This is a genomic window from Mesorhizobium sp. 128a (assembly GCF_053848025.1).
In genome coordinates, this window is the sequence record NZ_JBSPKY010000013.1 from 94,683 (window position 1) to 117,284 (window position 22,602).

Annotated in this window: 25 protein-coding genes and 1 pseudogene; 15 read left to right on the forward strand and 11 right to left on the reverse strand. The window is 63.7% G+C overall.

Annotated features, from left to right (window positions below; translation table 11 throughout):
* Nucleotides 1–45: 45 nt before the first annotated feature.
* The 3 genes from ACWTU9_RS21460 to ACWTU9_RS21470 are packed head-to-tail and all read right to left on the reverse strand — an operon-like array spanning nucleotide 46 to nucleotide 1,447.
* Nucleotides 46–525, reverse strand: coding sequence for an SRPBCC family protein (locus tag ACWTU9_RS21460; RefSeq protein WP_455860019.1), 480 nt, complete (start codon nucleotides 523–525; stop codon nucleotides 46–48).
* Entirely contained in the window at nucleotides 522–878 is a 357-nt protein-coding gene (locus ACWTU9_RS21465) for an ArsR/SmtB family transcription factor (RefSeq protein WP_455860020.1), read from the reverse strand. The genes ACWTU9_RS21460 and ACWTU9_RS21465 overlap by 4 nt, the downstream gene beginning before the upstream one ends.
* Nucleotides 878–1,447, reverse strand: coding sequence for a dihydrofolate reductase family protein (locus ACWTU9_RS21470; RefSeq protein WP_455860021.1), 570 nt, complete (start codon nucleotides 1,445–1,447; stop codon nucleotides 878–880). The genes ACWTU9_RS21465 and ACWTU9_RS21470 overlap by 1 nt, the downstream gene beginning before the upstream one ends.
* 155 nt (nucleotides 1,448–1,602) lie before the next feature.
* On the opposite strand from ACWTU9_RS21470, the pseudogene ACWTU9_RS21475 reads away from it, so the two are divergent.
* A pseudogene (locus ACWTU9_RS21475) lies at nucleotides 1,603–1,949 on the forward strand (ArsC family reductase).
* A gap of 238 nt (nucleotides 1,950–2,187) precedes the next feature.
* Here ACWTU9_RS21475 and ACWTU9_RS21480 read toward each other — a convergent pair.
* The 3 genes from ACWTU9_RS21480 to ACWTU9_RS21490 all read right to left on the reverse strand — a co-directional run bounded on the left by ACWTU9_RS21480 (nucleotide 2,188) and on the right by ACWTU9_RS21490 (nucleotide 4,815).
* Complete coding sequence (locus ACWTU9_RS21480) at nucleotides 2,188–2,541, reverse strand: DUF488 domain-containing protein (RefSeq protein ID WP_455860022.1); 354 nt, start codon at nucleotides 2,539–2,541, stop codon at nucleotides 2,188–2,190.
* Between the two features lie 16 nt (nucleotides 2,542–2,557).
* A complete protein-coding gene (locus ACWTU9_RS21485) occupies nucleotides 2,558–3,814 on the reverse strand; it encodes an aminopeptidase (protein WP_455860023.1) in 1,257 nt (418 codons plus the stop codon).
* An 86-nt stretch (nucleotides 3,815–3,900) separates the two neighbouring features.
* A complete protein-coding gene (locus tag ACWTU9_RS21490) occupies nucleotides 3,901–4,815 on the reverse strand; it encodes a LysR substrate-binding domain-containing protein (RefSeq protein ID WP_455860024.1) in 915 nt (304 codons plus the stop codon).
* Between the two features lie 94 nt (nucleotides 4,816–4,909).
* Between ACWTU9_RS21490 and ACWTU9_RS21495 the strand changes: the two genes are divergently transcribed.
* The 3 genes from ACWTU9_RS21495 (at nucleotide 4,910) to sbmA (ending at nucleotide 7,752) form a co-directional block, all read left to right on the forward strand.
* Nucleotides 4,910–5,113, forward strand: a complete 204-nt coding sequence (locus tag ACWTU9_RS21495) for a hypothetical protein (RefSeq protein WP_455860025.1) — start codon at nucleotides 4,910–4,912, stop codon at nucleotides 5,111–5,113.
* Nucleotides 5,114–5,204: 91 nt separating this feature from the next.
* Nucleotides 5,205–6,362 (forward strand): YbfB/YjiJ family MFS transporter, encoded by a 1,158-nt coding sequence (locus ACWTU9_RS21500; protein WP_455860026.1) that lies wholly within the window; start codon nucleotides 5,205–5,207, stop codon nucleotides 6,360–6,362.
* Nucleotides 6,363–6,483: 121 nt separating this feature from the next.
* On the forward strand, nucleotides 6,484–7,752 hold the full coding sequence (gene sbmA, locus ACWTU9_RS21505) for a peptide antibiotic transporter SbmA (RefSeq protein WP_455860027.1): 1,269 nt from the start codon (nucleotides 6,484–6,486) through the stop codon (nucleotides 7,750–7,752).
* A gap of 27 nt (nucleotides 7,753–7,779) precedes the next feature.
* On the opposite strand, the gene ACWTU9_RS21510 is transcribed toward sbmA, so the two are convergent.
* Nucleotides 7,780–8,784 (reverse strand): polysaccharide deacetylase family protein, encoded by a 1,005-nt coding sequence (locus tag ACWTU9_RS21510; protein WP_455860028.1) that lies wholly within the window; start codon nucleotides 8,782–8,784, stop codon nucleotides 7,780–7,782.
* A gap of 293 nt (nucleotides 8,785–9,077) precedes the next feature.
* On the opposite strand from ACWTU9_RS21510, the gene ACWTU9_RS21515 reads away from it, so the two are divergent.
* Nucleotides 9,078–9,740, forward strand: coding sequence for a tetratricopeptide repeat protein (locus ACWTU9_RS21515; protein WP_455860029.1), 663 nt, complete (start codon nucleotides 9,078–9,080; stop codon nucleotides 9,738–9,740).
* Nucleotides 9,741–9,795: 55 nt separating this feature from the next.
* Entirely contained in the window at nucleotides 9,796–11,226 is a 1,431-nt protein-coding gene (der, locus tag ACWTU9_RS21520) for a ribosome biogenesis GTPase Der (protein WP_455860030.1), read from the forward strand.
* Nucleotides 11,227–11,479: 253 nt separating this feature from the next.
* On the opposite strand, the gene ACWTU9_RS21525 is transcribed toward der, so the two are convergent.
* Nucleotides 11,480–12,406 (reverse strand): LysR substrate-binding domain-containing protein, encoded by a 927-nt coding sequence (locus tag ACWTU9_RS21525; protein WP_455860031.1) that lies wholly within the window; start codon nucleotides 12,404–12,406, stop codon nucleotides 11,480–11,482.
* Between the two features lie 116 nt (nucleotides 12,407–12,522).
* Between ACWTU9_RS21525 and ACWTU9_RS21530 the strand changes: the two genes are divergently transcribed.
* The 7 genes from ACWTU9_RS21530 to ACWTU9_RS21560 all read left to right on the forward strand — a co-directional run bounded on the left by ACWTU9_RS21530 (nucleotide 12,523) and on the right by ACWTU9_RS21560 (nucleotide 18,119).
* Complete coding sequence (locus ACWTU9_RS21530) at nucleotides 12,523–13,818, forward strand: MFS transporter (protein WP_455860032.1); 1,296 nt, start codon at nucleotides 12,523–12,525, stop codon at nucleotides 13,816–13,818.
* Between the two features lie 136 nt (nucleotides 13,819–13,954).
* Complete coding sequence (locus ACWTU9_RS21535; protein ID WP_455860033.1) at nucleotides 13,955–15,139, forward strand: cell wall hydrolase; 1,185 nt, start codon at nucleotides 13,955–13,957, stop codon at nucleotides 15,137–15,139.
* Between the two features lie 265 nt (nucleotides 15,140–15,404).
* A complete protein-coding gene (locus tag ACWTU9_RS21540; protein WP_455860034.1) occupies nucleotides 15,405–15,797 on the forward strand; it encodes an AtpZ/AtpI family protein in 393 nt (130 codons plus the stop codon).
* Between the two features lie 63 nt (nucleotides 15,798–15,860).
* On the forward strand, nucleotides 15,861–16,619 hold the full coding sequence (locus ACWTU9_RS21545) for a F0F1 ATP synthase subunit A (RefSeq protein WP_454573732.1): 759 nt from the start codon (nucleotides 15,861–15,863) through the stop codon (nucleotides 16,617–16,619).
* Between the two features lie 82 nt (nucleotides 16,620–16,701).
* Nucleotides 16,702–16,926, forward strand: a complete 225-nt coding sequence (locus tag ACWTU9_RS21550) for a F0F1 ATP synthase subunit C (protein WP_006206606.1) — start codon at nucleotides 16,702–16,704, stop codon at nucleotides 16,924–16,926.
* Between the two features lie 91 nt (nucleotides 16,927–17,017).
* A complete protein-coding gene (locus ACWTU9_RS21555; protein WP_455860035.1) occupies nucleotides 17,018–17,617 on the forward strand; it encodes a F0F1 ATP synthase subunit B in 600 nt (199 codons plus the stop codon).
* Between the two features lie 10 nt (nucleotides 17,618–17,627).
* Complete coding sequence (locus ACWTU9_RS21560) at nucleotides 17,628–18,119, forward strand: F0F1 ATP synthase subunit B (RefSeq protein WP_455860036.1); 492 nt, start codon at nucleotides 17,628–17,630, stop codon at nucleotides 18,117–18,119.
* Nucleotides 18,120–18,351: 232 nt separating this feature from the next.
* Here ACWTU9_RS21560 and ACWTU9_RS21565 read toward each other — a convergent pair whose 3' ends face one another.
* Both ACWTU9_RS21565 and ACWTU9_RS21570 read right to left on the reverse strand, forming a co-directional pair.
* Nucleotides 18,352–19,047: a ribonuclease HII gene (locus ACWTU9_RS21565; protein ID WP_455860037.1), complete on the reverse strand. Its 696-nt coding sequence runs from the start codon at nucleotides 19,045–19,047 to the stop codon at nucleotides 18,352–18,354.
* A gap of 155 nt (nucleotides 19,048–19,202) precedes the next feature.
* Complete coding sequence (locus ACWTU9_RS21570) at nucleotides 19,203–20,357, reverse strand: PA0069 family radical SAM protein (RefSeq protein WP_455860122.1); 1,155 nt, start codon at nucleotides 20,355–20,357, stop codon at nucleotides 19,203–19,205.
* A 149-nt stretch (nucleotides 20,358–20,506) separates the two neighbouring features.
* On the opposite strand from ACWTU9_RS21570, the gene ACWTU9_RS21575 reads away from it, so the two are divergent.
* Nucleotides 20,507–21,010, forward strand: a complete 504-nt coding sequence (locus ACWTU9_RS21575; RefSeq protein ID WP_455860123.1) for a glycosyltransferase — start codon at nucleotides 20,507–20,509, stop codon at nucleotides 21,008–21,010.
* A gap of 191 nt (nucleotides 21,011–21,201) precedes the next feature.
* The gene (locus ACWTU9_RS21580) at nucleotides 21,202–22,176 is read left to right on the forward strand and encodes a hypothetical protein (protein WP_455860038.1); all 975 of its coding nucleotides are present in this window, start codon (nucleotides 21,202–21,204) and stop codon (nucleotides 22,174–22,176) included.
* On the opposite strand, the gene ACWTU9_RS21585 is transcribed toward ACWTU9_RS21580, so the two are convergent.
* Nucleotides 22,166–22,594: a GFA family protein gene (locus ACWTU9_RS21585; protein WP_455860039.1), complete on the reverse strand. Its 429-nt coding sequence runs from the start codon at nucleotides 22,592–22,594 to the stop codon at nucleotides 22,166–22,168. The two genes, ACWTU9_RS21580 and ACWTU9_RS21585, sit on opposite strands and share 11 nt — an antisense overlap.
* Between the last annotated feature and the right edge of the window lie 8 nt (nucleotides 22,595–22,602).

The window sequence follows — 22,602 nt, forward strand, 5'->3', positions numbered from 1 at the left end:
AAATCAGACGGCCGGGACAACGTCCCGGCTGCCATGTGAAAAAGCTCAAATCGTCGTCACATACTGCGCCAGCTGATCGGCCACCGTGCCCCAGCCGTCGAAGAAGCCCATCTCTTCATGGCTGTTGCGGGTGGCCTCATCGCGGTGGATAGCGGTGGCCGTGTAGCGCGTGCCTTTGCCGTCCGGCTGAAGGGAAATCACCGCGGTGATGAAGGGCTCGCCTGATGGCCGATAGCCTGGCAGCAGCGCATCGGTCCACACCAAGCGCTCGTTCTCCACGATGTCGAGATAGCAGCAGTGACGGTCGTTGACCTCCTTGCCGTCGGGCGACTGCATGCGTGTGCGGAACAGTCCGCCAGGCCTGAGATCGATCTCGCAATCGGTGATCAGCCAGGGCTTTGGCGTGAACCACTGCTTGACATGCTCCGGCACCGTCATGGCTCGCCACAAGAGTTCGCGCGGCGCGTCGAGCTTGCGCTCCAGGATCAGATCCAGTCTGGGGTCGGGCTTGAAGGGATAGCTCACTTTTCCTGCTCCTTGAGGCTCATCACATAGGCGTCGAATTGATCGAGACGGCGCTCCCACAGCGTGCGCTGTTCGGCCAGCCAGGTTTCGGCGAGCTGCAGCGGCTCGGGCGCCAGCTGATACGTCCTGGTGCGGCCGATCTTTTCCGATCGCACCAGCCCGCAGCCTTCCAGCACTTTGAGATGCCCGATGAAGGAAGGCAGCGCCATCTCGAAAGGCTGCGCCAGTTCGCTGACCGAGGCCGGGCTGCGGTTCAGCCGCTCGACCACGCGCCGCCGTGTCGGGTCGGCCAGCGCGCGGAAGATGCCGTCGATCGGCGGAAGGGTTGGCGTGGTGGGTTGCAAACCGGTCATCACGATGCCCGCTCCACGTGATAGGTGAGCACCACGGCCCCATTGCCGAAGGTGCGTGTGTCGACCAGCTTGAGGTCGGTCGCGTCCTCCGTCCTGTCGAAAAGCTGCGCGCCGCTGCCAAGGATGACGGGGAACACCATCAGCCGATATTCGTCGACGAGATCGTGCTGCTTGAGCGCGTTAACCAGCATGCGGCTGCCGCCAACCACGATATCGCTCTTCATCTCCCATTTGAGTTTGCGGATCGCGTCCATCGGCTCGCCTTGCAGGACGGTCGTGTTGTTCCAAGCCGGGTTCTTCAGCGTCGAGGAGACGACATATTTCGCCATGCCGTTCATCCGGTCGGCGAATGGCCCCTTGTAGGTCGGCCAGCTGCCGGCGAAGCTTTCATAGGTCACCCGGCCGATGAGCAGGGCTTCGTGGTCCAGCACCTCCTGGAACTTGTATTCGATCATGCCGGCCTCGTGGCGCTTGCCGACCCAGTTGGTGTGCCGGTAGCCCGGCTCACCACCCGGCGCTTCCGTCACGCCATCGATGGACATCAATTCCGACACAACGATCCTCGCCATGACTTTCCCTTTCCGATTTTTACAACACTTAGGAAAATTCCTTAGTATTGACAAGGCCTACAAATGCGCTGATGGCGGTCGGGATGCTGGCAAAGCGGGGAGGGCGGTTTTAGGCTGTCCGGCGGATTCGACGGTAAGACCAGGGGAAGCGCGTTTTGACCATCACAATGTACGGCATCACCACCTGCGACACGATCAGGAAGGCACGCACGTGGCTGGAGGGCCATGATGTGCCTTACCGGTTCCATGATTACCGGGCCGAAGGGATCGATGCGGCTAAGCTGGATGGCTGGGTCGGCAAGGTCGGATGGGAGCCGCTGCTCAACAAGGGCAGTGCGACGTTTCGCGAGCTGGCCGACAAGGACAAGCAAGGTCTCGACGAGAACAAGGCCAAGAAGCTGATGCTGGCCAACCCGACCATGATAAAGCGGCCGGTGCTGGAGGTGGGGGACCGGATTTTGGTCGGGTTCAAGGTGATGCTTATGAGGCGGCGGTGAAGTAGGGCGCGAGGCGTTGAAACAGCCAATCTCCCCCCTTGCGGGGGAGATGGCCGGCAGGCCAGAGGGGGGTGTGACGGATCGCCAACCTCGACAGATTGTTCCGGCGCATGTGGCTGCCGTTTGTCAGGCCGGAGGGACAGCACCCCCCTCTGCCTTGCCAGGCATCTCCCCCGCAAGGGGGGAGATTGGACGGCGCCGCAGCTTTCGCCAATCGCCAGCGTTTGCACGCCGTTGTTTGCTTCAGTTCTTCAAGAGATACCCCGCCAGCGCCACGGCGTTGTTATGCACTTCGTCATGCGCGCCGTAGAGCAGCGTCACCTTTCCTTCGCCGAACAGGGCACACAACTGCGCCACCACTTCGCCATTTGCATCCAGTTCAGCCCGATACCGCTCGCGAAATTCCGCCCAGCGCGCTGGCTCATGCCCGAACCATTTGCGCAGTTCATCGCTCGGCGCGATCTCCTTCAGCCACAGTGTCAGCGCGGCATCTTCCTTGCGAACGCCGCGCGGCCAGATGCGGTCGACCAGAACCCGCTGCCCGTCATCGGGTGCGGGTGGCCCGTAAATCCGCTTCACCATCAGGTCGAAACCCATCCGACCCTCCGCAAGCTCAGGCCCACTCGCCCTTGCGCATCACCGGCACCTTGCGGCCGTCCTTGTGGACGCCATCAATGTCGATCTTGTCCGAGCCGATCATCCAGTCGATATGGATGAAACTCTTGTTGCCGCCACGCTGGGCGATCTCGTCCTGGCTGAGCGAGGCGCCGTCGACGAAGCATTTCGAATAACACTGCCCGAGCGCGATGTGGCAGGCGGCGTTCTCGTCGAACAGCGTGTTGAAGAACAACAGGCCGCTGGCCGAGATCGGTGAGGAATGCGGCACCAGCGCCACTTCGCCGAGACGGCGTGAACCCTCGTCGGTGTCGAGCACCTTCTTCAGCACATCCTCGCCCTTCGAGGCCTTGGCCTCGACGATCCTGCCTTCCTCGAAACGCACCGAAATCTCGTCGATCAGCGTGCCCTGGTAGGAAAGCGGCTTGGTCGAGGAGACATGGCCGGAAACCCGCCGTGCATGCGGCGTTGTGAAGACTTCCTCGGTCGGGATGTTCGGGTTGCAGGTGATGCCGTTCTTGGCGGTGGAGGCGCCGCCCATCCACTCATGGCCGTCGGCCAGCCCGACGGTGAGGTCCGTGCCCGGTCCGGTGAAATGCAGCGCATGGAAATTATGGCCGTTGAGCCACTCGGTGCGGCCACGCAGCGCTGCATTATGCGCCGTCCAGTTTGCGATCGGGTCTTCCACATCGACCCGTGACGCCGCGAAAATGGCGTCGGCGAGCTTTGCCACGGCAACATCGTCGGCATCCTCCGGAAACACCTGCTTGGCCCAGGCGAGATCGGGATAGGCGACGATGTTCCAGTTGATGTCGAAGCCGGTGATCTTTTCCAGCGCCGGCTGATAGGCCATCGAGTTCGCGTTGTTGGCGCGCGCCACCTTGGCCGGGTCCTGCGCCGACAGCAGCGACGGGTCCTCGCCGCGCACCGCAAGCCGCGCCGCATTGCCGGCAAAGGCTTTCGCCATGCCCTCGTACATCCAGCCGGCGGCCCGGTCGAAGCCGGCATCCGCGCCGTAGCGGAAGCGCGCCAGCGTGATTTCGTCATCGTTGAAGATCGGCGTAACCAGCCCGGCGCCGGCCTTGTACGCATGCTCGACGATGCGCCTGGTCAGCGGCAGGGCCGCAATCGACGAGGTCAGCACCAGATCCTGCCCCGGCTGCAATTGCAGCCCGACCTTGATGGCGACTTCCGCCAGCCTGTCGAGCTTCACCGGGTCGATCGTTGCTGAAACGCCGCGCGAATGTGTGGTCATGATCCTGCCTGCCTTGGTCTGGGGGTGATGCTTCCAACATAGATCGGCGCGGCTGTGCTTTCCAGCATCGTCGCGACAGCCGGCGTTTACGCAGCGCTATCGAGCGACCTGAATTGCTCCACGGTCGCCGCGATCTCTTCGCGGATCCAGGTCTTGAAATCGCGGACCTTGCGGCTTTCGGTCTTGGTGGCCGAGGTCACCAGCCAGTAGCCCAGACCGCTCTGCGCCCGCACACCGAAAGGCGCGACCAGGCGGCCGTCGGCCAGCGCATCGGCGGCCAGCAATTGCCAGCCGAGCATGACGCCGTGGCCGGCGATTGCCGATTCCAGGCACAGCATCGGATCGGTGAAGCGCGCGCCCTTGCGGAAGGTGACCGGCTCGACCCCGGCAGCCGCAAACCAGCTTTCCCAGGTGATCATCGCCCGCTCGTCGGTGATGGCGCAGGTCTGCGCGAGGTCGTCGATCGACTCCAGCTTCTTGGCGATATCAGGCGCGCAGACCGGGAACACTTCCTGCGCCAGAAGCAGCTCTGCCCGTCCGCCCGGCCATTTGCCGTCGCCAAGCCGGATGGCGATGTCGATATCGGAACGCTCGAGATCGGCCAGCCGCACCGAGGCGTCGATGCGCAGCAGCACATTGGGATGCCGGTCGAAGTGACGTGACAGTCGCGGCAGCAGCCATTTCGAGGCGAAGGCCGGTGCCACCGAAACCACCAGCGTGCACTGGTTCGCCTCGTCGGCAAGCGCCACCGCTTGCGCCAACTCTCGGAACCCAACGCCGAGCCGGCCCGCGAAAGCCGCGCCGAACTCAGTCAGCACCAGGCCGCTGCCGGTTCGTTCGAACAACGCCTGTCCCAGCTGCTTTTCGGTGCGGTTGATCTGCTGGCTGACGGCGCTGACCGAAACGTTGAGTTCACCCGCCGCTGCCGCGAGCGAGCCGAGGCGGGCGACGGTTTCGACGGCGCGCAAGCCGTTGAGATGGACGCGGTTTAGCATGGCCATTTCAGTTTTTCTAAACCGCTCCGGCTGAAATCTCAATTGAAAGGCCGCCCGATCGAGCAGATTTTAGCCGGGAAGTCAGACCGAGGAGGCGAGGATGGTGACCATCATATCATTGCTCAAAGTCTTTGCCGCCGGCTACACGCGGCGGCGCCCTGACGGCGATGCCGTCAACTGGGTGGCCGATCCGCTGTCGCATCCGGCGCTCGACACCATGTCGGAGCGCGAACTCGGCGACATGCCGTTCCGGCTAACGGCACGGCGCACCGCATACGAGACCGGCGCGGTCAGCTGCGGGTGACGCGGTAGCCGCAGGCCTTGGCCGTGCGTGGCCTGCTGGCCCAATACAAATCAGATTGTTTCGACGCCGGCCAAATCTATGGTGCGCTGCAATGAACGCCGCGCCATCACCCCTTCGCCTGGCTCTTGCCGGCATGATCGCCATGGCCGTCGCCATGGGCATCGGCCGCTTCGTCTACACGCCCATCCTGCCCGGCATGATGGAAGAGCTCCATCTGTCGCCGGCCGATGCCGGCTGGATCGCGTCGGCCAACTATCTCGGCTACCTCGTCGGCGCGCTTGCGGCAGCCGGTGGCTCGGCGCATGGGCGCGAGCGCCTGCTGATGTTTGGCGGCCTTGCCGCAAGTGCTGCGCTCGCCGGGCTGATGGGCTTGAGCGATACAATGACGGCCTTTGTCGTCATCCGCTTTCTCGCCGGGCTGGCCAGCGCCTTCGTCATGGTGTTCATGGCCAGCATCGTCTTTGGTCATCTGGCTGCCGCCAACCGCAGCGACCTGCAGGCGCTGCATTTCGGCGGCGTCGGCCTCGGCATTGCGGCGTCCTCGGCGCTGATGGCGGTTCTCGTCACCGAACATGCCGGCTGGCCGGCAGGCTGGCTGTGGTCGGCGGCGATTTCCGCCGGCGGCCTTGCGCTCGTCGCCTGGCTCGCCGGTGGCACAGCGCCCGCCGACGGCGTGGCCGGACGCGAACCGGCGTTGCCCAAGGACCTGTCGTTGATGAAGGTCATCGTCGCCTATGGCCTGTTCGGTTTCGGCTATGTGGTGACGGCAACATTCCTGGTCGCCATCGTGCGCCAGGGCGGCGGCGGCCGCGTCTTCGAGGCGACCGTCTGGATGGTCACCGGCCTTGCCGGCTTCCCCTCGGTCTGGCTGTGGCAGAAGGTTGTAGCACGGATCGGACTCTACGCCGCCTATGCGCTGGGCTGCCTGATCGAGGTGGTCGGTGTCACCGCCAGCGTCGCCATCGGCGGCGCAATCGGGCCGTTGCTGGCGGGCGTCCTGCTCGGCGGCACCTTCATCGCCATCACCGCGCTCGGCCTGCAGACGGCGAGGCAGCTCGTGCCGCAGGCGCCGCGCCGCATCTTTGCCGTGATGACCGCGTCCTTCGGCATCGGCCAGATCGTCGGCCCGATCATCGCAGGGCTGCTGGCGCAGGCGTCGGGTAACTTCTTCCTCGCCTCGATCGTAGCTGCCGCTGTTTTGTTGGTTTCGGCCGGGATCACTTGGTCGGCCGCACCAAAATCGCCATGATTGTGGTCTTGCTCGATGCCGGGCATCGGGCACGGGCATTTGCTTTCCAGCTAATGTGTGACTTTATGCCCGCTGAACGGCAACCCCGCTGATTTGTGCATCGACCGAGGATTTCACCACAGTGTTCGTATCTTTCTTCCCGCAGCCGAAGATTTTTTTCACTTCGGCGGTCGTCTGGACTGCTGTTCTCGTGGCAGGCTGGTTCCTCGGTGGTGACCAGCTCGGCGCGTTTGTCGGCCTGCCTCCGGCTCTTGCCGATGCGCCGCCCATCATAGGCGTCTCGGTGTTCTGGTCGCCCCCGTTCCTCTGGTTTTACATCTACTATGCGCTTGGCGTTTTTATATTCTATGGCTTCTGGCACTGGTATTCCCCGCACCCGTGGGACCAATGGTCTATCCTCGGCAGTTCGCTGCTCTTGTTCACGACCTATTTTCAGGTGCAGGTGAGCGTGGCGATCAACGCTTGGTATGGACCATTCTGGGACCTCATTCAGGGCATCGTGAGCAAAACCGTAAAGGCAACCGAGGCTGATCTTTATGCTCAAATAATCACTTTCCTCGGTATCGCTCTGGTCGCGGTTACCGTGTTCGTTTTGACGAATTTCTTCGTCAGCCACTGGGTGTTCCGCTGGCGCACCGCCATGAACAATTACTACATGTCTTATTGGCCGAAGCTGCGCCATATCGAGGGCGCCGCACAGCGCGTGCAGGAAGACACGATGCGGTTTTCCAAGATCATGGAAGACCTTGGCACCAGCTTCGTCGATTCCATCATGACGCTCATCGCTTTCATGCCGATCCTGCTCGGTTATTCCAAGCATATTACAGAGTTGCCATTCATCGGCCACGTTCCGCAGCCCCTGGTTTTGGCTGCGATCTTCTGGGCAATCTTCGGCACAGTCGTCATTGCGACCGCAGGCATCAAGCTTCCTGGCTTGCAGTTCCGTAACCAGCGCGTCGAGGCTGCGTATCGCAAGGAACTTGTCTACGGTGAGGACGATTCGACCCGGGCGCAGCCGCCGACCGTCACGGAGCTGTTTGCGAATGTGCGGCAAAACTACTTTCGCCTGTATTTCCACTACGTGTATTTCAACGTGGTCCGCTATCTCTATCTGCAGACCAACAACGTCTTCTCCTACTTCCTGATGGTGCCTTCCATGATCGCTGGAACGCTGACGCTGGGTCTCATCAACCAAGTCAGTTCAGCCTTCAGCCAGGTAACCAACTCATTCCAGTATCTCGTCAATTCCTGGTCGACGATTGTCGAGCTTCTGTCAGTCCACAAGCGCCTGCGCGCCTTCGAGGCGACGATCCGCGGCGAGCCGCTTCCCGATATCGACCGTCGCTTCATGGAACGTCACGAACAGGCAAAGGAACCAGACCCGGCCTGATCGTTTCTGATGGGGACTGTGGGCGGCTCAGCCGCCCACCGACGCCTGCCTGTCGCCACCACGCTGCCGCGCAACATAGTCGCGAAAACTGATGCATTCGACGTCGGCCTTCACGCATGTCTCGCCGGCAAAGCGCTCCAGCGCGTTCCAGTAGGCGCCGTCATTCATCAGCGTGAAATGGAAGCCGAGCTCCAGCGGGAGCCGCTTGCCCTGATATTGCTTGTCGAAGGCGGCGCGGAATGCCCGATAGCTCCGCTCGGTGAAGTCGGCCGCCTGGCTCGGCCGCTCGAAGCCGCCGGAATGGCGGACATAGAGATTGTAGTCCATGGCGATCACCGGTCTTGAACTTGGGCCCTCCGGGATCTGCGGCAGCGAAAAGCGGGTGAGGCCGCCATTGGTCGGCGGCTCGATCGGGCCGTTTGAGACGCCGCTGGCGTCATAGTCGTAGCCAGCTTCAGGCAAGGCCTTATAGAGCCCTTTGCTGGTCGATAGATAGGGCGCGCGAAAACCGGTCACGGCATGGGCAATGTCGCGCCAGCCGGCGGGCTCGGGCTCAATGCCGTTGATCGCATAGGCGTTCTCGAGAATGCGCGCGAACGAGGCGAATTCCTTCAGCCAGTCGGCCCTGCTCCAGCCCTTGCCGTCGAAATGGCCGCAGCCATGGCTGGCGATGTCATGACCCTCCGCGGCCGCGAGGCCAATCTGTTCGAGGCGGTCCGCGACCTCCTGTTTCGAGGTGGCAAAGCCGATGTTGGATTTGCCCGCGGACTTGGCCGGCGCGGTGTATTCAGCGCGCGTCTGCTGAGACAGCAGGAAGACGCAGGACAGAAAGTAGGTGAAATGCGCGCCGGTGCGCTTGGCCAGCGCCCGGCTGCGCTGCCATTGCGAAATCTCGCGGGCGCTGTCGAAGGAGATGATGACGATTTGCTTCGGCTTGGCCGGGGCAAGTGCAGCCGGCGGGTCGGCGAGAGCAGCGCCCGCCGTGGCAAGCACGGCTGTGGAAAACGCAACAACGCGGGACAGAAGAGGCATCGGCAATCTGGACTTGATCTGGAGGCGATCCAAGCCGGCTATCGGCAAAATGTGGCGTGGGTGCGGTCGGCGTACAGAGCATGATCCCGAAAAGCGAGACCGGTTTTCGGAAAAGATCATGCTGAAAAACAAAGATGGAGCCCCATCCCGACCCCGTCGGGAAGGAACAGGGTCCAGGCCGGGTTCCCCGCCATTAGCCGATTTTCCTGGCCAGCCCCTTCCATGCCGACAAAATTTCGCTAAAACGCGGGGCTCAAGAAGCGCCCCTGCCGGGGCAGCAATGGTTTTGATTGATGTCCGACGACAGTTTTATCCGCGAAGTCAACGACGAGATGCGCCGCGACCAGGCACAGGCGCTGTGGGACCGTTTCGGCCCGGCGATCCTTGGCCTCGCCATCCTGGTGGTGCTCGGCACCGCCGCCTTCGTCGGCTATCGCTATTGGGACGAGACCCGCGCCAACCGCTCGGGCGATGCCTTTTCGCAGGCGCTGAAGCTTGCCAATGACGGCAAGGCCGACGATGCGCTGAACGCGCTCGAGCAGTTGGAAAAGGAGGGCTACGGCGCCTATCCGCTGCTCGCCCGCATGCGCGCGGCAACCGTCAAGGCCGACAAGGGCGACTTTACTGCTGCCGTCGCGGATTTCGATGGCGTCGCCGCCGACACCGCTATTCCCCAGGGCATTCGCGACATGGCGCGCCTGCGGGCCGCGCTGCTGCTCGTCGACCACGGCTCTTTCGCCGACGTCTCCAGCCGCGTCGAGGCGCTGACCGCCGACAACAACACGCTGCGCCACACGGCGCGCGAAGCGCTCGGCCTTGCCGCCTGGAAGGAAGGCAAGACCCAGGATGCGCTGAAACTGTTCGACCAGATCGCCGCCGATGACGGCGCCCCGCGCAATGCGCGCCAGCGGGCGACCCTGATGTCGGAACTGATCCGCGGCTCTGGCGCGTCATGATACGCGCCGCCCAAAATGCGCTGCGGTTTTGGGCGACATGGATGACGAGGGCCGGATGAGCTTCAAAGTCGCCATTATCGGCCGTCCCAACGTCGGCAAATCGACGCTTTTCAACCGGCTGGTCGGAAGGAAGCTGGCGCTTGTCGACGACACGCCCGGCGTCACCCGCGACCGTCGCGTCCACCCGGCAAAACTTTACGATCTGCATTTCGACGTCATCGACACCGCCGGCTTCGAGGACGCGGCCGCCTCGACGCTGCCCGGCCGCATGCGCGCGCAGACCGAGATCGCCATCCGCGAAGCCGACCTGATCTTCTTTACCATCGACGCCAAGTCAGGCCTGCTGCCCGACGACCGCACCTTTGCCGAGATCGTGCGCAAGTCCGGCAAGCCGGTCGTCCTGGTCGCCAACAAGGCCGAGGCCAAGGGCGCCCAGGGTGGCATGCTGGAGGCCTGGGAGCTTGGCCTCGGCGAACCGATCCCGGTCTCGGCCGAGCACGGCCAGGGCTTGCCCGACCTGCGCGACGCAGTGATCGCCGCTCTTGGCGAGGAGCGCGCCTTCGGCGAGGAAGAAGACGAGGCCGACGACATCGCCGCCAGCGAAGTGCTGATCGGCGAGGACATCACCGATCCGGATGCTGAAGCAACCTATGACGACACCAAGCCGATGCGCATCGCCGTCGTCGGCCGCCCCAATGCCGGCAAGTCGACGCTGATCAACGCGCTGATTGGCGAGGAGCGATTGTTGACCGGTCCGGAAGCCGGCATCACCCGCGATTCCATCTCCGTCGACTGGGACTGGCATGGCCGGCGGCTGAAGCTGTTCGACACTGCCGGCATGCGCCGCAAGGCCAGGATCCACGAAAAGCTGGAAGTGATGTCGGTGCAGGACGGCCTGCGCGCCGTTCGCTTTGCCGAGATCGTCATCATAGTGCTGGACGCCACCATTCCCTTCGAGAAGCAGGATCTGCAGATCGCCGACCTGATCATCAGGGAGGGCAGGGCACCGGTCATCGCCTTCAACAAATGGGACCTGATCGACAATCCGCAGGAACTGCTGGCCGAGTTGCGCGAAAAGACCGGACGGCTGCTGCCTCAGGTGCGCGGCATCCAGGCGGTGACGGTTTCCGCCGAGACGGGCCGCGGCCTCGACAAGCTGATGGATGCCGTAATCAAGACGCACAAGGTCTGGAACAGCCGTGTTTCCACCGGCAAGCTCAATCGCTGGCTGGAAAGCATATTGGCGCATCACCCGCCGCCCGCCGTCGCCGGCCGCCGGCTGAAAGTCAAATATGTCACCCAGGCCAAGACCCGGCCGCCTGGCTTTGTCGTCCAGTGCTCGCGGCCTGATGCGATGCCGCAATCCTATGTCCGCTATCTCTCCAACAGCCTGCGCGAGGCCTTCGACATGCCCGGCGTGCCGATCAGGATTGCGCTGCGGACTTCGGACAATCCGTTCGCGGGGCGGGCGAAGAAGCGCAGCTGAGGCGTCCCTGAGAGAACGCCCTTGCCTGCAGGGATCCTCTGCAACGTTGGCGGGACAGCACCCCCTTCTGGCCTGCCGGCCATCTCCCCCGCAAGGAGGGAGATCAGCAGCTTTACCAACGGCGCTTGTTTTGCAACGTCAGCGTTTGGCGAAAGCGAAGGCGACATCCAATCTCCCCCCTTGCGGGGGAGATGCCCGGTTAGGGCAGAGGGGGGTGTGACGGAACGCGACGCTGGATACCTGTTCCGGCTGCCTAAGCAACCGCTCTCAGCCCCTCATTCTCCCGCGCACCCGGCAATGCTTGCAGCGCTCCCACCGCCGCCTGCAGCAATATATCCGCCAACCGCGACGGCACCGGCTCCAGTTCTGCGTCTTTCTGGTGCAGCACCAACGCCAGCTTCGGCAGCGCGGGCAAACCGAGCACCTGCGGCGCCATCGCCCTGACATTGGCCGGCAGACCGATATCGGTGCGGATCGTCAGGCCGAGCCCGGCCGCGACCGCCGCCCAGACGCCGCCGAGGCTCGGGCTGGAAAAGGCCATCCGCCACGGCAGGCCGGCGCGGTCGAGCGTTTCCGTCGTCACCGTGCGCAACAGGCAGGGCGCTTCCAGCGCCACCAGCGGCAGTGCCTCGCCCTCGCGCAGGCTGGTCTCGATCGCCTTTGCCGGGCCGATCCAGCGCAACTGCGCATCGCCGACATGCCTGACGTAAGGCAGCGCCTGGCCGCTGTCCCAGGCCAGCGCAATGTCGAGATTGCCTGATGTGATCCGCTCGGCAAGTTCATAGCTGCGCGCGATCCTGGCCTCGATCTTGACCTTGGGGTGCGCCCGGGCGAAGCGCCCGAGCACCTCCGGCAACACCGCCTCGCCGAAATCCTCCTGCAGGCCGAGCCTGACCCAGCCTTCAAGCTCGACATCATGGATGGCGGAGGCCGCCTCGTCATTGAGCTCGAGCAGCCGGCGCGCATAGCCGAGCATGGTCTCGCCGGCCTCGGTCAGCGCCAGGCCGCGGCCCGACTTGCGGAAGATCGGCGTCGCCGCTTGCTCCTCCAGCTTCTTCAGTTGCGCGCTGACCGCCGACGTCGAACGCCCGAGCCGGTCGGCGGCCTTGGCGAAGCTGCCCAACTCCATGCCGGTGACGAAGCTTCTGAGGACGTCGAGGTCGAAGGTTATGCGTCGCATCACAACAGTCCTGATTTTCGGGAATAATTGTCAAAAACTTCCCGATATTCAGGATGAAGTTACGGCGGTAGAGACGGAGCGTCAAGGTCCGGGAGGGCCATAACAGGAGTTCTGCCATGTCGATCGCCGACGCGAATTGTGAGCCATGCCGGGCTGGTCGAGCCGCCGTCACCGCCACTTCGAAGGCTGAACGATTTCGCGCCAATCATCGCTGGAAGGTGCTTGGCATCGGCGTTGCCGCCAATGCCAGTTTCTCCGCCACCTTCGCCGGCATACCGGCGGCGGCGGTTTTTCTGCGTTCGGGCTATCAGCTCTCCAACGGCAATCTAGGCCTGGCCCTCGGCCTTCTCGGGTTAGGCGTTGCCTTGAGCGAACTGCCCTGGGGCCTGCTCACCGACCGCTGGGGCGATCGCGGTGTGCTGTTGACCGGCCTCGGCGCGACGGCGGCGTGGCTTGTGCTCATGGCGGTATTCATCGTGCCGTCGGCGACTTATGTGCCTGGCGTTGCGATGCTGGCCGCGTGTCTTCTGGTCACCGGCCTGCTCGGCGGCAGCGTCAACGGCTCCAGCGGCCGCGCCATCATGGCCTGGTTCCGCGAAGGCGAGCGCGGCTTTGCCATGAGCATCAGGCAGACGGCGGTGCCACTCGGCGGCGGGCTCGGCGCGCTGGTCCTGCCATCGCTGGCGTCAGTGCATGGCTTCGCGGCGGTCTTCGGACTGCTGGCGGCCGCCAATGCCATCTCGGCGCTGTTTGCCTGGCGTTGGCTGCACCAGCCGCCGGAGACCGGTGCCGGCAGCATTGCCGCAGCAGAGCCGGCCGGCCCGGCGCCGCTGCGCAATGTCGAGGTCTGGCGCATCGCCACCGCCATCGGCCTGCTCTGCTTTCCGCAGGTCGCCGTGCTCACCTTCGCTTCCGTCTTCCTGCACGATTTCGCCGGAATGGGCACGCTCACGATCAGCGCCAGCCTTGCCGCTGTCCAGACCGGCGCCATGGTGATGCGCGTCTGGAGCGGCCGCTTCACCGACCGCCACGGCAACCGCCGCTGGTTCCTGCGTTTCTGCAGCATGACGAGCGTGTTTGGCTTCGCGGCTCTCGGCCTGCTGGTCCTGGCGGCCGCCGCCATGCCAGCCTCGCACACCGCGCTGATGCCGGCAATCGCCGTGCTGCTGGTCGTTGCCGGCATATCGGTCTCGGCCTGGCATGGCGTCGCCTACACCGAGCTTGCCACGCTTGCCGGCGCCAGCCGCGCCGGAACCGCGCTCGGCCTCGCCAACAGCTTCGTCTTCATCGCCTTCTTCGTGGTGCCGACGGCCATACCGGCATTGCTGCTCATCTGGTCGTGGCCTGGAGTCTGGCTGGTCGGGGCGCTCTGTGCGCTCATCGCCTGGCCGATCCTGCTACGGCCGAACTGACGGTTCGGCCGGCCCGCAAAAGGCGTCCCGTTCGGGCCGGTTTGAAAAAACACCATCGATGCCGTTAACCCCGCATCAAGGTTAATGCTTCACTTTGGCTCTTCAGTGGCTCAGTGGCGTTTCTGGAGAGTTCCCCGTGCATCGACGTGTCTTGAAGCGGCTGGCCGCCGCCGCCGGTGAGAAAAAACGTTCCTTCGTATCGCCATTGGTCATCGGGCTCGGCATCTGGATCGGCTTTCCGACCGTCACTGCGTACCAGGACATGGGCAGCCTGATTTCCGGCCTCGAAGCGTCGGGCAGCCGCTGGAACGCTTATGTCGAGCGGTCCGTCGCCGGATCGGTCCATGCAGCCGAAATGCCTTTCATCGATTCCGTCACCACCGGTTCGCTTTCGGGCTCGGGCGTGCGCCTGCCTGGCGTCGGCAAGGTCTCGTTTCGCGGCAAGGGCAATGTCGCCGGCGTCACGCCCGACGAGGACCGCGTCATGCGCGCCGACAAGAAGGGCCGCATCATTCAGGTCTCGCCGGTGGCGCCGCCCAGGAACTTCAATGCCGGCTCCATCTTCCAGCGCACCTCCTCGCTGCTGCGGCCGAGCATGGATAGCGGCCTGAAACTGGCCTTCGCCAAGCCCGGCATCAAGGGCAAGGAAATCCAGATCGCCCAGGCCTTCCATATCAGTGTGGACAAGAAGCCCGCGCCCGGCGTACCGGCAGCGCTGATCGCTCTCGTCAACAATGACAAGGCGGACATTCTTGCCACCGCCTATGCCCAGGCCGAACCCGACTACGCCAAGGCCTCGCCCTTCGAGGCGTTGCTGCAGGACGAAGAGCCGAACGATGGGCGCTTCATTCCGCCGATGGCCAAGGGCGACCACTCGTGGATCCAGAACCCGCTGCCGGCCAGCGTCTTCTCCAAGAAGGAGCAGGCCTGCCTTGCCAACGGCATCTATTTCGAGGCGCGCGGCGAATCCGTGCGCGGCCAGGCCGCCGTCGCCCAGGTCATCCTCAACCGCGTCCGCAACCCGGCCTATCCGAACTCGATCTGCGGCGTCGTCTACCAGAACGACGATTGGCTGAACCGCTGCCAGTTCTCGTTCGCCTGCGACGGCCGCAAGAAGCGCATCGAGAGCCCCGACCACTACAAGACCGCGCAGGATGTTGCGATGGCCGTCACCGCCGGCAAGATCTTCATTCCGGAAGTCGGCTCATCGACCCATTACTACGCCAACTATGTTCATCCGGGTTGGGCCCGCACGATGCAGAAGATGACCAAGATCGGCCTGCATATCTTCTACCGCACCTATGGCGGCGGCTGGAGCTGAGGCCTTCGGACTGCCGTCTGTTACTGGCCGCAAAAGGCCCCGGGCGCCGAAATCGGACGCCGGTCGCCGGATGGATTCGGGGCATGTGCCGACCACATAGTGCCGGGCACGATGTCGCACCTCTCCAAGTGGTTGATTTCAATAGAAAAAATACATGGCTTTGAAGGTCTGCCCGTGGCTTGACGGGCGCAAACCCTCTAACTATGTTGCCGGCGACTTTAGAAGCGGACGGACGGTGACGGTCTGACCGGGCAGGGGGGTTACGATGGCCGACAAGAACGGGCCAGACGGAACCGGAGAAACCGGCCGCGGCAGCAAGCACGAGCACGACATCCGCGATGAAGACCTCGAGCGCCGTCGGCGCGAGCTTGGAGCATCGCTTGCGACAAGGCGGCCGGATCGGCTAGAGGGGAATGACGGCGCGAAAGCGACGGCCGGATATGGCCAGGCGCTCAAGCTGTCCAGCGAGTTCATCGCCGGGATAGTTGTGGGTGTGGGCCTTGGCTGGTTTCTGGATCGTGTGGCGGGAATCTCGCCATGGGGTCTGATCGTCGGCTTGCTGCTGGGCTTTGGCGCCGGCGTGCTCAATGTCCTGCGTTCGGCGGGGGTTGTGGCGGAATTCGGAAAAAGCGAGAAGTCGCGCGATCCGAAAGAATGAACTGGCGCCGCCAATGGCGCACAAGAACACTTAAAGCCGTTCGTGGCTTTGACGGGGATATAAATGGCTGCTGACAAGGTCGATCCGATCCACCAGTTCCATATCGTCAAGCTGATTCCGATCAACATCGGCGGCTATGACCTGTCCTTCACCAATTCGGCTCTGTTCATGGTCGCGACCGTGCTCGTGGCATCGGCGTTTCTTTACCTCTCGACCTCGAGCCGCAGCCTTATTCCCGGGCGCCTGCAGTCGGTTTCGGAAATGGGCTACGAGTTCGTTTCCAACATGCTGCGCGACGCCGCCGGAACGCAAGGCATGAAGTTCTTCCCCTTCGTGTTCTCGCTGTTCATGTTCGTTCTTGTCGCCAACCTGCTTGGCCTTTTCCCCTACTTCTTCACCGTCACCAGCCACATCATCGTCACCTTCGGCCTCGCTGCCTTGGTGATTGGAACCGTGGTTGTCTACGGTTTCATGAAGCACGGTCTGGGCTTCCTGAAGCTGTTCGTGCCGCATGGCGTTCCGGTTTTCCTGCTGCCGCTGGTGGTGCTGATCGAAGTGATTTCCTTCGTCTCGCGCCCGGTCAGCCTCTCGGTTCGTCTGTTCGCCAACATGCTGGCCGGCCACATCACGCTGAAGGTGTTTTCGGGCTTCGTCGTCAGCCTGAGCGCGCTGGGCGCCGTCGGCGTCGCCGGTTCGGTACTGCCGCTGGCCATGGCAGTCGCACTGACTGCCCTCGAATTGCTGGTCGCCTTCCTGCAGGCCTACGTCTTTGCCGTGCTGACCTGCATGTATCTGAACGACGCCCTGCACCCCGGGCACTGACGCCCGGGCACTGGCCAAGAGTTTCCGGCATCGGTCGCCGGATGGAATTGCAACGGAATTACAGATCCAAAGGAGTTTTAAAATGGACGCAGAAGCAGCAAAGTACATCGGCGCCGGTATCGCTTGCCTGGGCATGGGCGGCGCGGGCATTGGCCTCGGCAACATCTTCGGCAGCTACCTGGCTGGCGCCCTGCGCAATCCGTCGGCAGCCGATGGCCAGTTCGGCCGTCTGATTTTCGGCTTCGCGGTGACCGAAGCTCTGGGCATCTTCTCGCTTCTCATCGCGCTTCTCGCCCTGTTCGGCTGAGCCCTGTTTCGGCCAGCTATGGTCGGACAAGCATTGGGAAGAATTGGCTGGCCGCATTCCTGCGGCCATGCCTGATATCAGGGGATAGTCCATGTTCGTGACATCTGCCTTTGCGCAAGAGTCCGCACCCGCCACCGAAGGCGTCCACACCGGCACGGAAGGCGACACGCATTCCGGCACCGGCGTGCCCGCCGAGGCGCACGGCGCGTTCCCGCCATTCGATCCAGCGACGTTCCCGTCGCAGCTTCTGTGGCTGGCGATCACGTTCGGGCTGTTCTACCTGTTCCTGAAGAAGGTGGTGATGCCGCGCCTTGGTGGCATTATCGACGTGCGTAGCGATCGCATCACGCAGGATCTCGACCAGGCCGCAAAGCTGAAGGGCGAGGCTGACGCTGCCGTTGCTGCTTACGAGCAGGAACTGGCGCAAGCCAAGGCGAACGCCAATGCGATCGGCCAGCAGGCCAACGACGCGGCCAAGGCCGAAGCCGAGACCGCCCGCAAGAAGGTCGAAGCCGCGCTCGACAAGAAGCTCGGCGAGGCCGAGGCCAGCATCGCTTCCATCAAGGCCAACGCCATGAAGGAAGTCGGCACGATCGCCGAGGACACCGCTTCGGCAATCGTCGACGCGCTTGTCGGCGGCAAGGCCAGCAAGGCCGAGATCGCGGCTGCCGTCAAATCCGTGGCCCGCTGAGGAGCACATCATGGACGCCACATCGCTCGCTACACTCTGGGCCACCGTCGCCCTTGTCATTTTCCTCGGCGTCGCCGTCTACATCAAGGTACCGGGGGTGATCGCCAAGGCGCTTGACGCCCGTGCCGCCAAGATCAGCAATGAGCTCGATGAAGCCCGCAAGCTGCGCGACGAGGCCCAGCAGTTGCTCGGCCAATATCAGGAGAAGCGCAAGGAAGCCGAGCAGGAGGCCGCCGCAATTGTCGCCGCTGCCAAGCGCGAGGCAGAGATGCTTGCCGCCGAAGCGCACAAGAAAACCGAGGACTATGTCACCCGCCGCACGGCGCTTGCCGAGCAGAAGATCGGCCAGGCCGAGCGCGAAGCAGTCGCCGAGGTGCGCGCCAGCGCCGTCGACATCGCCGTGGAGGCAGCTCGCACGCTGCTTGCGGCCAAGGTCGACGCCAAGGCAGGCGCGGATTTGTTCAAGTCCGCGTTGCAGGATGTGAAGGCCAAGCTCAACTGAGCGGTTGTTTCAGTCGCAGACATCAGGCCGCCCGGGCAACCTGGCGGCTTTTTTGTTGGGTGCTGACGAAGGGAGGCGCGGATAATCTCCCCCCTTGAGGGGGAGATGTCGCCGAAGGCGACAGAGGGGGTCGTCTCGCGTGGAGCGCAAACCTCCATCTGCAGTAAGGAAGTCGCGTCCAGTCGGACCGACCCCCTCTGCCTGCCGGCCATCTCCCCCTCGAGGGGGGAGATTAATCGAGGCCTACGAAACTCTCTTCCTCGGCCATCTCAACGCCGCCCAGCCGGAACGGCGCGAACGACGCCCGATGCAGTCTTGCCACCGGTCCATGCGCCTCGATTGCGGTACGATGGCGGACCGTGGCGTAGCCCATATGGACCTCGAACCCGTAACGCTCGTGGTGGCTGCCGCAGCCGCACATCATGCGGTCGCGCATCACCTTGGCGACGATCGACGCGGCGGCGATCGATTGCGAGCGCTGGTCGCCCTTGATCAGCGCGCGGCCCTCGCACATAAGACCCGGCGGCACGTCGCGGCCGTCGGCCAGTGCCAGCTTTGCCTGGATGGGCAGGCCGGCAAGGGCGCGGCGCATCGCCTCCAGGCTGGCCTTGAGGATATTGCTGCCGTCAATGCCTTCGGCGCTCACCGAGGCCATCGACACGCCGAGCGCGGAGCCGAGGATTTTCAGGAACAGCGCCTCGCGCTGCAAATGGTTGAGCCGTTTGGAATCGTCGAGCCCATCGGGAATGTTGGCGGGGTCGAGGATCACCGCTGCCGCAACCACAGGCCCGGCCAGCGGACCGCGGCCGGCCTCGTCCATGCCCGCCACCGGCCACAGGCCTTCAGCCATCGCCTTCGTCTCGAAGGAGAAGTCGGGCTTCTCGACGATTTCGAAAAGAAGCGGAGAATCGGAACGCGCGCGAGCCATGGTGCGGCGAGGTTCGCATCGGCTCCGATTCTCCGCAAGTCCCTCCAGGGTCGAATGGGGCAAGACCGGGAGGGCACCGTCTGCAGGCCGGGGGACAGGCCGGACGGGATTCTTGTTTCCTGCCCGGCCGAAGACGGCAGGCAAGAGAAGTATCTTCAGAGCAGCATCAGCTGCTCGGTCGCATTGGCGGCGGCGACGAACTGGTCGGTCCTCAGCGTCCGCCGTTCGGCGTTAAGGCCGAGCCGCTTGGCGGTGATCTCGAAGCGTCGGCCGATCTGCCAGGCATAGGGTCCGGCGCCTTTCATGCGCTTGCCCCATTCCGAATCGTAATCCTTGCCGTCGCGCATCGAACGGATCAGCGACATCACATGCCGGTAGCGGTCAGGATAATGGCGCAGCAGCCAGTCCTTGAAGATCGGCGCCACCTCGAGCGGCAGGCGCAGGATGACATAACCGGCCTCGCGGGCGCCGGCGGCGCGGGCCGAATCGAGGATGCGCTCCATCTCCTGGTCGGTCAGCCCGGGGATGATCGGCGCCACCATCACCGAGGCCGGGATGCCGGCATCCGAAAGTTGCCTTATTGCCTCCAGGCGCTTGGTCGGCGTCGACGCGCGCGGCTCCATGGTCCGCGCCAGCATGCGGTCCATCGTCGTCACCGACAGCGCCACCTTGGCCAAGCCCCGTTCGGCCATGCGCGACAATATGTCGATGTCGCGCGTCACCAGATGGGATTTGGTGACGATGCCGACCGGGTGTCCGCGCGCCTCCAGCACTTCGAGAATCTCGCGCATGATCCGGTATTGCTTCTCGATCGGCTGGTAGGGATCGGTGTTGGTGCCGATGGCAATGGTGCGCGGCTGGTAGCCGTCCTTGGACAGTTCCTTGTCGAGCAGCCGAGCCGCATCCGGCTTGGCAAAGAGCTTCGATTCGAAATCCAGCCCCGGCGACAGGCCCATGAAGGAATGTGTAGGCCGGGCGAAACAATAGACGCAGCCATGCTCGCACCCGCGATAGGGGTTGATCGAGCGGTCGAAGGAGATGTCCGGCGATTCGTTGCGGGTGATGATGGTGCGCGGCTTCTCGACCTGAACCTCGGTCTTGAACGGCGGCAGCTCCTCCAGCGAATTCCAGCCATCGTCAAACACATGCCGGCTGACCGGTTCGAACCGGCCGGACGGGTTGATCCCGGCAGAACGGCCGCGGCTGCGGTCCGGACGGACGCGCATGCCGCTCTGTTCGATCATCGCATTGGCCATCTCGGCTCGTCCTGCTCCGAAGGCTGCAATGTCCGCACGCACGATATGTTCCATTTTCGCCCTCTCCCAGGGACTGTCGGCCGGCTGTCGAATCGTTCTGTTCATGAAAATAATCCTATTTTGCCGACGAGAACAAAGCAAGAACTTTTTTGCTGCGCGATGCCAAACTGGCGCTTCGCGATGCTTTCCGCTATTGCGCTGAAATGCTCAGCGTTCTCATCGAAACCCATGATGACGAAGAGGGCCTTGCCCGCACGCTCGCCTCGCTGATCGGCGGCGCGGTCGAGGGCGTGGTGCGCGACGTCATCGTCTGCGACACCGGCTCGACGGACCAGACGCATCGGGTCGCCGATCATGCCGGTTGCCACTTCGTCGCCGGCCGCATTGCCGCCGGGATCAGGCAGGCGAAAGGCGACTGGCTGCTGTTGCTGGAACCCGGCGCACGGCTTGTCGAGGGCTGGATCGACGACGTTGTCGCCCATACAGCGCGGCAAACCATGCCGGCGCGCTTTTCCCGCGCCCGCGGCAGCCGCAGGCCGTTCCTGGCGCGGATGCTCCAGGGAAACCGGGCGCTGGCCGAAGGACTGGTCATCAGCAAGCGGCAGGCGACGTCCCTGTCGAAGAACGCGCACAGCGCCGAAGCCCTCGCGCGGGGTCTTGCCACCAGGCGGCTCGACGCCGAAATCTGGGTGGCTTCGGCCAAGTGATGTCTTGCCCTCCCGCGTCGGCGGGCGAGAGCGATGTCAAACTTGTTACTTTAGCTCGTCGTTATTGTGCATTGCACAAAAGTTGACGCGGGGATAACATTCCCCTGATGCGGGACAATTGGGTTTGGGTAATGCTTGGGCGGTGAGCAGCCGACATTTCGTCGGTGCCGCGCTCATAACCGAGGACCCTGATGAACCTTTCCGCCCCTGACAAATCCGGCGCCGCCAGCCTCGAGGCCATTGCCCGCAATGGCAGCCTGTTCCGCCGCATCGCCGCGCGCATTCCGACCTACCTGTCCGACCTGCGCGAGAACCCGGCCTGGCTGCCGATGTTTATGCTGGCCCGCACCATGCCGGCGCGCAGGCTGCACTGGCTGGGCGCCAAAGCCGCTCGCCCGGCGCAAAATGCCGGGGCTACGATGTTCAAAGGCGTCGAGCTCAAGTCGATTGTCGAGACGCTGCGTGCGGACGGCCTGTTCTCTGGTCTGGTGCTGCCGCAGGCAATCCATGAAGAGATCGCCAGCTTTGCACAGAGCACGCCATGCTTCGGCAATTTCGACCGCCGGCTCGAATTCATGCCTGGGGATCATGCTGAGGCCGAGAAGCGTTTCGGCCGCTCCTTGCTCAGCGGCCACTATTTCGAGCGCATCCTCGGCTGCAACGCGGCACTCGCCATCCAGAACGATCCGCTGCTGCTCGACATCGCCCAGAACTATCTGGGCGGGCAGGCAAAGCTGATCACGACGCGCGTCTGGTGGAGTTTTCCGACCGGCGAGGCCTCCGATGCCGACAAGAACCTCGCCTCGCTCGGCAAATACCATTTCGATCTCGACGATTGGCGGATGCTGAAATTCTTCTTCTATCTGAAGCCGTGCGATGCCGGCACCGGTCCGCATGTCTATGTCAAAGGCAGCCACAGGCGACGCAGCCTCAAGCACCAGCTGACGCTGCTCGTCGGCCATTCGGCGCAAGAGGTGCTCAAGGTCTATGGCGACGACAGCCCGGTCACGTTGACCGGCGAGGCAGGTCTCGGCTTTGTCGAGGACCCGTTCGGCTTCCATATGGGCACCGTGCCGTCGCGCACGCCGCGGCTGATGATGGAAGTCGGCTTCGGTGTGTCGCCGCCCTCGCGCCGCCGCTTCCACGGCGAACCGGTCATCCGCTGATCCGGATCTCGACCGGCATCCAACGCGCCTGCCGCCGGGCCATGCGGCCCTCGCGGCTCTCGGCATCGTAATCCATGGCGACCGGCTCGCGGCTGAACCGCGGCCGGTCGTCCAACGCGTTGACGATGACGATCGCTCTCGGATCGCCGCCATCGGTGGTCACCGCCGCGACATAGACGCCGCAGTCCCGGCAGATGAGATAGTCGGCGGTGCGCAATCCGAACCGGTATCGGTGCAACCGCGCCTCGTTCTCGACCGTGACGATCAATCGGCCCTGCGGATCGGCGGCAGCGCGCGAGCCATGCCGGATGCAGAACGCGCATTGGCAGGCGCGGATCTCCATCTGCGATGGGTCGATCCCGGTTTCAAACGTCAGGTGGATGTTGCCGCAATGGCAACCGCCGCGGTACGCACGCATGGCACCTT

What these genes read in the sequence shown, in the direction of transcription:
- ACWTU9_RS21555 (WP_455860035.1), top strand. Translation starts at nt 17,018, where the DNA reads ATGTTCGTGACATCTGCCTTTGCGCAAGAGTCCGCACCCGCCACCGAA.
- ACWTU9_RS21515 (WP_455860029.1), top strand. Translation starts at nt 9,078, where the DNA reads ATGTCCGACGACAGTTTTATCCGCGAAGTCAACGACGAGATGCGCCGC.
- ACWTU9_RS21580 (WP_455860038.1), top strand. Translation starts at nt 21,202, where the DNA reads ATGAACCTTTCCGCCCCTGACAAATCCGGCGCCGCCAGCCTCGAGGCC.
- ACWTU9_RS21495 (WP_455860025.1), top strand. Translation starts at nt 4,910, where the DNA reads ATGGTGACCATCATATCATTGCTCAAAGTCTTTGCCGCCGGCTACACG.
- ACWTU9_RS21540 (WP_455860034.1), top strand. Translation starts at nt 15,405, where the DNA reads ATGGCCGACAAGAACGGGCCAGACGGAACCGGAGAAACCGGCCGCGGC.
- ACWTU9_RS21570 (WP_455860122.1), bottom strand. Translation starts at nt 20,357, where the DNA reads ATGGAACATATCGTGCGTGCGGACATTGCAGCCTTCGGAGCAGGACGA.
- der (WP_455860030.1), top strand. Translation starts at nt 9,796, where the DNA reads ATGAGCTTCAAAGTCGCCATTATCGGCCGTCCCAACGTCGGCAAATCG.
- ACWTU9_RS21545 (WP_454573732.1), top strand. Translation starts at nt 15,861, where the DNA reads ATGGCTGCTGACAAGGTCGATCCGATCCACCAGTTCCATATCGTCAAG.
- ACWTU9_RS21500 (WP_455860026.1), top strand. Translation starts at nt 5,205, where the DNA reads ATGAACGCCGCGCCATCACCCCTTCGCCTGGCTCTTGCCGGCATGATC.
- ACWTU9_RS21465 (WP_455860020.1), bottom strand. Translation starts at nt 878, where the DNA reads ATGACCGGTTTGCAACCCACCACGCCAACCCTTCCGCCGATCGACGGC.
- ACWTU9_RS21575 (WP_455860123.1), top strand. Translation starts at nt 20,507, where the DNA reads ATGCTCAGCGTTCTCATCGAAACCCATGATGACGAAGAGGGCCTTGCC.
- ACWTU9_RS21565 (WP_455860037.1), bottom strand. Translation starts at nt 19,047, where the DNA reads ATGGCTCGCGCGCGTTCCGATTCTCCGCTTCTTTTCGAAATCGTCGAG.
- ACWTU9_RS21490 (WP_455860024.1), bottom strand. Translation starts at nt 4,815, where the DNA reads ATGGCCATGCTAAACCGCGTCCATCTCAACGGCTTGCGCGCCGTCGAA.
- ACWTU9_RS21530 (WP_455860032.1), top strand. Translation starts at nt 12,523, where the DNA reads ATGTCGATCGCCGACGCGAATTGTGAGCCATGCCGGGCTGGTCGAGCC.
- ACWTU9_RS21585 (WP_455860039.1), bottom strand. Translation starts at nt 22,594, where the DNA reads ATGCGTGCGTACCGCGGCGGTTGCCATTGCGGCAACATCCACCTGACG.
- ACWTU9_RS21550 (WP_006206606.1), top strand. Translation starts at nt 16,702, where the DNA reads ATGGACGCAGAAGCAGCAAAGTACATCGGCGCCGGTATCGCTTGCCTG.
- ACWTU9_RS21470 (WP_455860021.1), bottom strand. Translation starts at nt 1,447, where the DNA reads ATGGCGAGGATCGTTGTGTCGGAATTGATGTCCATCGATGGCGTGACG.
- ACWTU9_RS21560 (WP_455860036.1), top strand. Translation starts at nt 17,628, where the DNA reads ATGGACGCCACATCGCTCGCTACACTCTGGGCCACCGTCGCCCTTGTC.
- ACWTU9_RS21510 (WP_455860028.1), bottom strand. Translation starts at nt 8,784, where the DNA reads ATGCCTCTTCTGTCCCGCGTTGTTGCGTTTTCCACAGCCGTGCTTGCC.
- ACWTU9_RS21485 (WP_455860023.1), bottom strand. Translation starts at nt 3,814, where the DNA reads ATGACCACACATTCGCGCGGCGTTTCAGCAACGATCGACCCGGTGAAG.
- ACWTU9_RS21525 (WP_455860031.1), bottom strand. Translation starts at nt 12,406, where the DNA reads ATGCGACGCATAACCTTCGACCTCGACGTCCTCAGAAGCTTCGTCACC.
- ACWTU9_RS21480 (WP_455860022.1), bottom strand. Translation starts at nt 2,541, where the DNA reads ATGGGTTTCGACCTGATGGTGAAGCGGATTTACGGGCCACCCGCACCC.